This is a genomic window from Bacillus sp. 05T31, assembly GCF_056396725.1.
The window spans coordinates 1-6,972 of record NZ_JBFTMA010000181.1; the positions used below are offsets into that span (position 1 = coordinate 1).

At 37.8% G+C, this 6,972-nt stretch carries 6 protein-coding genes; all 6 read left to right on the forward strand.

Features of this window, described 5'->3' with window-relative positions; genetic code table 11:
* Positions 1–114: 114 nt before the first annotated feature.
* Positions 115–1,824, forward strand: coding sequence for a septation ring formation regulator EzrA (gene ezrA / locus AC1DJR_RS13260; protein ID WP_429688030.1), 1,710 nt, complete (start codon positions 115–117; stop codon positions 1,822–1,824).
* A 427-nt stretch (positions 1,825–2,251) separates the two neighbouring features.
* Complete coding sequence (locus AC1DJR_RS13265) at positions 2,252–3,394, forward strand: cysteine desulfurase family protein (protein ID WP_429688031.1); 1,143 nt, start codon at positions 2,252–2,254, stop codon at positions 3,392–3,394.
* Between the two features lie 6 nt (positions 3,395–3,400).
* Positions 3,401–4,615, forward strand: coding sequence for a tRNA uracil 4-sulfurtransferase ThiI (thiI, locus tag AC1DJR_RS13270; protein WP_429688032.1), 1,215 nt, complete (start codon positions 3,401–3,403; stop codon positions 4,613–4,615).
* A gap of 79 nt (positions 4,616–4,694) precedes the next feature.
* On the forward strand, positions 4,695–4,892 hold the full coding sequence (locus AC1DJR_RS13275) for an alpha/beta-type small acid-soluble spore protein (RefSeq protein WP_060750624.1): 198 nt from the start codon (positions 4,695–4,697) through the stop codon (positions 4,890–4,892).
* Between the two features lie 221 nt (positions 4,893–5,113).
* The gene (gene mbcS, locus AC1DJR_RS13280; protein WP_429688033.1) at positions 5,114–6,700 is read left to right on the forward strand and encodes an acyl-CoA synthetase MbcS; all 1,587 of its coding nucleotides are present in this window, start codon (positions 5,114–5,116) and stop codon (positions 6,698–6,700) included.
* A 102-nt stretch (positions 6,701–6,802) separates the two neighbouring features.
* Positions 6,803–6,972 (forward strand): VOC family protein (locus tag AC1DJR_RS13285; RefSeq protein WP_477002787.1); only part of this gene is annotated, 170 nt, incomplete at its 3' end.

The following is a 6,972-nucleotide window of genomic DNA, read 5'->3' on the forward strand; positions in this document are numbered from 1 at the left end:
GATTAGAACATTGTTAGTTGTTAAATATAGGGGAATTCCCTTTTTATACATAATGCCTTCCATTTCATAAACGGAACGGACAAAAAAAGAGATATAACTAGGAGGCTTTTTTGCATGGATTCTATCCTGACGATCGTTATCATTGTAGTAAGCTCTATTCTAGTGCTGCTCATGATAGAGCTTGTGATAAGAAATCGTTCATATAAAGATATTGAAGCACTGGAGCAGTGGAAACAAGAGATAAAAGATAAACCTGTGGCAGATGAACTAAAGCGGGTAAAAGATTTAAATATGACAGGTCAAACAGAAGAGCTGTTTGGTAAATGGCGTGAAGAGTGGGATGAAATTGTATCAACAACTCTTCCGAAAGCTGAAAAAGATTTAGGGCAAGCGCGAAAATTCGCCTCGCAATTCTCCTTCCGCAAAGCAAAGCATGCGATGAAAGAATCCATAGGTGGTTTAGATGACGCTGATAATCGTATTACAGACATTTTAAATGAATTACAGCAACTGTTAGAAAGCCATGAGAAAAATAGCGCGGAAATTGAAGGGTTACGTGATACATATCGTAGTATGAAAAAGAGCGTTCTTGCTCATCGACACATGTATGGAGCAGCTGAGCAAAAAATTGAAGAGATGTTAGATGTTGAATCCGAGAAGTTCAAAACTTTTGAAGAGGCAACAGATAATGGTGATTATTTAAAAGCGAGAGAAATTGTTATTAGTTTAGAAGAAGGTTTAGCAAGTTTAGAAATCGTTATTCATCAAATTCCGGATTTATTGGTAGAGTGTCAAGCGACATTACCAGTTCAGCTGGAAGATTTATTACAAGGCCATGATGATATGATAAGACAAGGCTATGTATTAGAGTATTTGGAAATCCCTAAAGAAATCCGCGATATGACGACACAACTACACACATGTTTAATGGATATACAGGAACTTCATATAACAGAAGCCGCAGAAAAAGTGGAGAACTTAAAAACTCGTTTAGACAGTTTTTATGATCAACTTGAACAAGAAGTGCATGCGAAACATTATGTGGAGCAAAAAACACTGTCTGTTTATGAAGATTTAGAAGAAATTCGTACAGAAACAATTGAAACGAAAATAGAAACACAACTTGTGAAACAAAGTTATCAATTACAAGACAAAGATATTGAGTCACAAAAAGTAATTGAAAAGCAAATGCATATTTTAATGAAACGTTTTGAAGTGTTACAAATACGCGTTGCTGAACAAGATATTGCATTCTCTATTATTCGTGAGGAACTAGAAGAGGTTTATGAGCAATGTGAGACTTTAAAAGTACTTCATGCAGAATATAAAGAAATGCTGCAAACGATGCGCAAAGAAGAATTTGAAGCACGTGAGAAGTTACAAGAAATGCGAAATACAATTTTTGAGACGAAACGTTTTATGCAGAAGTCGAATTTACCAGGTCTTCCAGAGAGTATTATGGAAGATTTACAAAAAGGGCAAATGGCGATGCAAGCTGTATATGAGCAATTAGAAGTAAAGCCGTTAAATATGAATACTGTAAATAGTAGTTTAGAAGAAGCATACACAGTTGTGAATGGTGTATCTGAAATGACAGAAGAATTAATTGGACAAGCTTATTTAGTTGAAAAACTAATTCAATACGGTAACCGATACCGCAGTCATGATGAGAATCTTGGAGAAAGCTTAAATTATGCGGAGAAATTATTCCGTGAATATCAATACGATGCAGCTTTAGAACAAGCGGCTTCTATATTAGAGCAACTTGAACCTGGTGTTGTTCAAAAAATAGCTGAATATGTAGACAATGAGCAAACCCTTTAATAAAGGGTTTGTTTTTTTGTGTAATTTTGAAGTCGATGTTGCTATAATGAATAGCGGAATACAGTAAGGTTGTTCGTTTCAAAATAAAGTGAAACTTTAATCATTGGGAGGGGGCCATCCCCCCACTGATTATTAGCCTTCACCAATCGGGCATTTACGGGCAGTGGATTTCCCACCTAACTTCTTTGCTCCAGCTGAATTTTGAGGTGGGAGTCTTACTGCCCACAAATAGCGGGATAAAGTGAAACCATAAGTGATGGGGTTTCATCCACCACTGATTATTAATCTTCACCACTCAGTATGCCTGCAAATGGCCGGGGGAAATGTACACTTTTATATAAAAACGGAACCTTTGAGTAGTCTTAGCGTAATTACACGTATTTGTGATATGATTATATGATGTGATAGCGCTGAAAGGGGAAGAACGATGATCTATTTTGATAATAGTGCGACGACGAAGCCATATCCAGAAGTGCTTCAATCGTACGTAACGGTTGCAGGGAAATATTTTGGTAATCCTTCTTCTATTCACTCGCTTGGAGGAGAGGCAGAGCGTCTATTAACACAATCGAGAACGATTGCGGCACAGCTCCTTCACGTTAAACCTTCTGAAATTATTTTCACATCAGGTGGAACGGAAGGGAATAACCTTGCGATTAAAGGGATAGCGATGAGGAATCGTTCGCGCGGCAAACATATCATTACAACAAATATTGAACACGCGTCTGTGTTTGAAGCATATAAACAATTAGAAGATCTCGGTTTTGATGTAACGTATTTACCGGTTAACGAGCACGGTGTTGTATCGGTAGAAGATCTAAAACGAGCACTTCGTGAAGATACGATTCTTGTGTCAATTATTCACGTGAACAACGAGACTGGAGCGACTCAGCCCGTTGCTGAAATTGGAACATTATTAACGAACTATCCGAAAATAAGATTCCACGTGGACCATGTACAAGGGATAGGAAAAGTACCACTTGATTTATACGCTTCTCATATTGACCTTTGTTCAATATCTGGACATAAATTTCATAGCGTAAAGGGGACAGGTCTTCTTTACGTACGTGATGGTGTAAGATTAGATCCAATCTTATCAGGTGGTCAACAAGAGCTCAAGTATCGTTCAGGTACAGAAAATTTACCTGGTATTGTAGCGATGGTAAAAGCACTTCGTATGACGATGGAACAAGTGAAAGAAAAGATAGTTCATTTGCAAAATTTACAAACAGAGCTGGTCCGTTTCTTTAAAGAGATGGAAACTGTAACGATTAATACATCACTTGAATATGCGGCACCGCACATTTTAAATGTATCATTTGTCGGTTTAAAACCAGAAGTAGTCGTTCATGCTTTAGAAGAGCATGGTGTATATGTATCGACGAAGTCTGCTTGTTCTTCAAAAGCAAATGAAGTGAGCAGAGTACTAGTGGCAATGGGAGTACCGCACGCCGCAGCTACAAGTGCGATTCGCATTAGTCTAGCACCAGACAACACGATGGAAGAAGTAAAACAATTTGAAGGTATTGTTAAAGAGACGATGCCAAAATTATATGAAGTGATGAGGTAAAGAAATATGATGACATATGAATATATTTTAGTTCGTTATGGAGAGATGACGACAAAAGGAAAGAACCGTTCTAAGTTTGTAAGTACGTTAAAAGATAATGTGAAATTCAAATTAAAAAAATTCCCAAACATTAAAATTGATGCAACACATGATCGTATGTACATTCAGTTAAATGGTGAAGACCATGAAGCAATTTCTGAAAGATTGAAAGATGTATTTGGTATTCATAAGTTTAACTTAGCAATGAAAGTACCATCAGAATTAGAAGATATTAAAAAAGGTGCATTAGCAGCTTTCTTACAAGTAAAAGGTGATGTAAAAACATTTAAAATTACAGTGCACCGTTCTGATAAGCGCTTCCCAATGAAGACGATGGAGTTACTTCCAGAAATCGGTGGGCACATTTTAGAAAATACAGAGGATATCACAGTAGATGTTCATAATCCAGATGTGAATGTACGTATAGAAATTCGCAGTGGTTACAGCTATATTATGTGTGGTGAGCACATGGGAGCTGGCGGTTTACCAGTTGGCGTTGGCGGAAAAGTAATGGTACTTCTTTCTGGTGGTATCGATAGCCCGGTAGCAACTTACTTAACGATGAAACGCGGCGTATCTGTGGAAGCAGTTCACTTCCATAGTCCACCTTTCACAAGCGAGCGCGCGAAACAAAAAGTAATCGATTTAGCACAAGAGTTAACGAAATACTGTAAACGTGTAACACTTCAYCTTGTTCCATTTACTGAAGTGCAAAAAACGATTAATAAAGAAATTCCATCTAGCTATTCTATGACAGTTATGCGTCGTATGATGATGCGTATTACAGAGCGTATTGCAGAGGAGCGTAATGCACTTGCAATTACGACTGGTGAAAGTCTTGGACAAGTAGCGAGCCAAACATTAGATAGTATGCATACGATTAACGAAGTGACAAACTATCCAGTTATTCGTCCGCTTATTACGATGGATAAATTAGAAATTATTAAAATTGCAAAAGAAATTGGAACGTATGATATTTCAATTCGTCCATATGAAGACTGCTGTACAGTATTTACACCAGCAAGTCCATCGACGAAACCGAAGCGTGAGAAAGCAAATCGTTTTGAAGCGAAGTACGATTTCGCGCCGTTAATTGAAGATGCTGTAGCGAACAAAGAAACAATGGTATTACAAACAGTAGAAGTAGTGGCTGAAGAAGAAAAATTCGAAGAACTTTTCTAAACCCATAAATTACCACATTCAAATGTGCATGAAGTCATGTTGTTTATCACACTCTATACTCACAAGGAGGTGATATAACATGACACGAAGCACAAATAAATTAGCGGTTCCTGGTGCTGAATCAGCATTAGACCAAATGAAATACGAAATCGCTCAAGAGTTTGGTGTTCAACTTGGAGCTGATGCAACATCTCGCGCTAACGGATCTGTTGGTGGCGAAATTACGAAACGTCTAGTTTCACTAGCTGAGCAACAATTAGGCGGTTACCAAAAATAATCCCATATACGATGGCTTAGAAAGAGCGGGTTTTCCCGCTCTTTCTTTTTGGCGTTTTCGTCGTTATTTGCCGGTAAATAGATATGTTAAAAACATCGTCGCTATAAATCCATACGTCATTTCGACATAAATATAAAAAAATTGTCAAAAGAAGAGGGTTCAAAATTTACTGAAAATTCTTTATTATATAAGAGAGGCATAGAAATAAAGGAGGATGTTATATGAAGAGAGAGGAATTGTTGGCGCCACCGTCTTATAATTTAGTTTCGGAAATAGAGAAATATACGAATGATAAAGAGAAGCTTGCTTTAATTTGGCAAGATGATAAAGGGAATAGACGAGAGATTACATATTTTGAACTAATGCAAGGTGCGAATAGAATTGGAAACGCTTTTATAAAAAGTGGCTTACAAAAAGGGGACAAGCTCCTTATTATGATGCCGCGCTTAATTGAAGCTTACATGACATATATTGCTGCGATTAAAGCAGGATTTGTCGTTATTCCAAGCTCAGAAATGTTGCGTAAAAAAGATATTGAGTACCGTATTGGGCACGGAGAAGTGAARGCWATYGTAAGTTACGAACCGTATATTGGACAATTCGACGGCGTAGAAGCGGTGGAATCTCTTCAAAAATTCGTTTTGAGCGAGCGTTCAGTAGATGGATGGACGAATTTAAAAACAGCATTAGAAACGGAAAGTGATACGTTAGAAATGGCGAAGACGGATAAAGAAGATATGGTCTTTTTATCTTATACGTCAGGGACGACAGGAAATCCAAAAGGAGTTGTTCATACGCATGCATGGGCATACGCTCATTTACGTACAAGCGCCCCGAACTGGCTCGGAATCGAAGAAGAAGATGTTGTATGGGCAACGGCTAGTCCAGGTTGGCAAAAATGGATTTGGAGCCCGTTTGTAGCGACTCTCGGTTCAGGTGCAACAGGATTTGTATAYAATGGTAAGTTTGAACCAAAAACGTATTTAAATTTATTAGGCGATAATAAGGTGAATGTGCTTTGTTGTACGCCGACTGAGTATAGATTAATGGCAAAGGTAGAAAATTTAAGTGAGTACAATTTAGAAGCGTTACATAGCGCTGTATCAGCTGGTGAGCCGTTAAACAGGGAAGTTATTGAAACGTTCCAAAGGCATTTTGATATTACRGTAAGAGACGGYTATGGGCAAACGGAAAAYACAYTRCTYGTTGGRATAATGAAAGGGATGGACATTAGACCAGGATCAATGGGAAAACCGACGCCAGGAAAYCATGTTGATATCGTAAATGAAGAAGGAACTCCTGTACAGGTAGGAGAAGTTGGTGATATTGCAGTTCACATTGAAACACCAGCACTCTTTAAACAATATTATAAAGACGATGAGCGCACAGCGATGCAATTCCGCGGTGATTATTATATTACCGGTGATAAAGCGAAAAAAGATGAAGAAGGCTATTTTTGGTTTGAAGGTCGCGGTGATGATATTATTATTAGCTCTGGTTATACAATCGGACCGTTTGAAGTCGAAGATGCRCTTGTAAAACATCCATATGTAAGAGAATGTGCGGTTGTCGCAAGCCCTGATGAAATTCGCGGAAGTGTCGTGAAGGCATTTATCGTATTAAGAGAGAATATAGACAAGAACGAAGAAACATTAATTCCAGTGCTCCAACAACACGTCAAAGAATTGACTGCACCATATAAATACCCTCGCAAAATTGAATTTGTAGATGAACTACCAAAAACGATTTCCGGAAAAATTCGCCGTATTGAACTTAGAAAACAAGAAATGGAGCTTCCTTCAAAATAATTTTGAAAATAGGGAAGTAAATAGTTGAATGAAATGTAAAACGATGATATTATAAAAACGAACACAAGTTCGATTTCATAAATTAAAAAAAGAGGTGTCCGTATGATTTTAGGTATTAATCCGTACTTAGTTTTAGATGGTAGTGGGCAAGAAGCTGTACAACTTTATAAAGAGGCGTTAGATGCGAAAGTAGAAGTAATGCAAACTTTTGGTGATATGCCTGAAAATCCAGAATACCCTATTCCAGCTGAAGCGAAAGAGCGTGTTGCACA

What these genes read in the sequence shown, in the direction of transcription:
- ezrA (WP_429688030.1), top strand. Translation starts at nt 115, where the DNA reads ATGGATTCTATCCTGACGATCGTTATCATTGTAGTAAGCTCTATTCTA.
- AC1DJR_RS13265 (WP_429688031.1), top strand. Translation starts at nt 2,252, where the DNA reads ATGATCTATTTTGATAATAGTGCGACGACGAAGCCATATCCAGAAGTG.
- AC1DJR_RS13275 (WP_060750624.1), top strand. Translation starts at nt 4,695, where the DNA reads ATGACACGAAGCACAAATAAATTAGCGGTTCCTGGTGCTGAATCAGCA.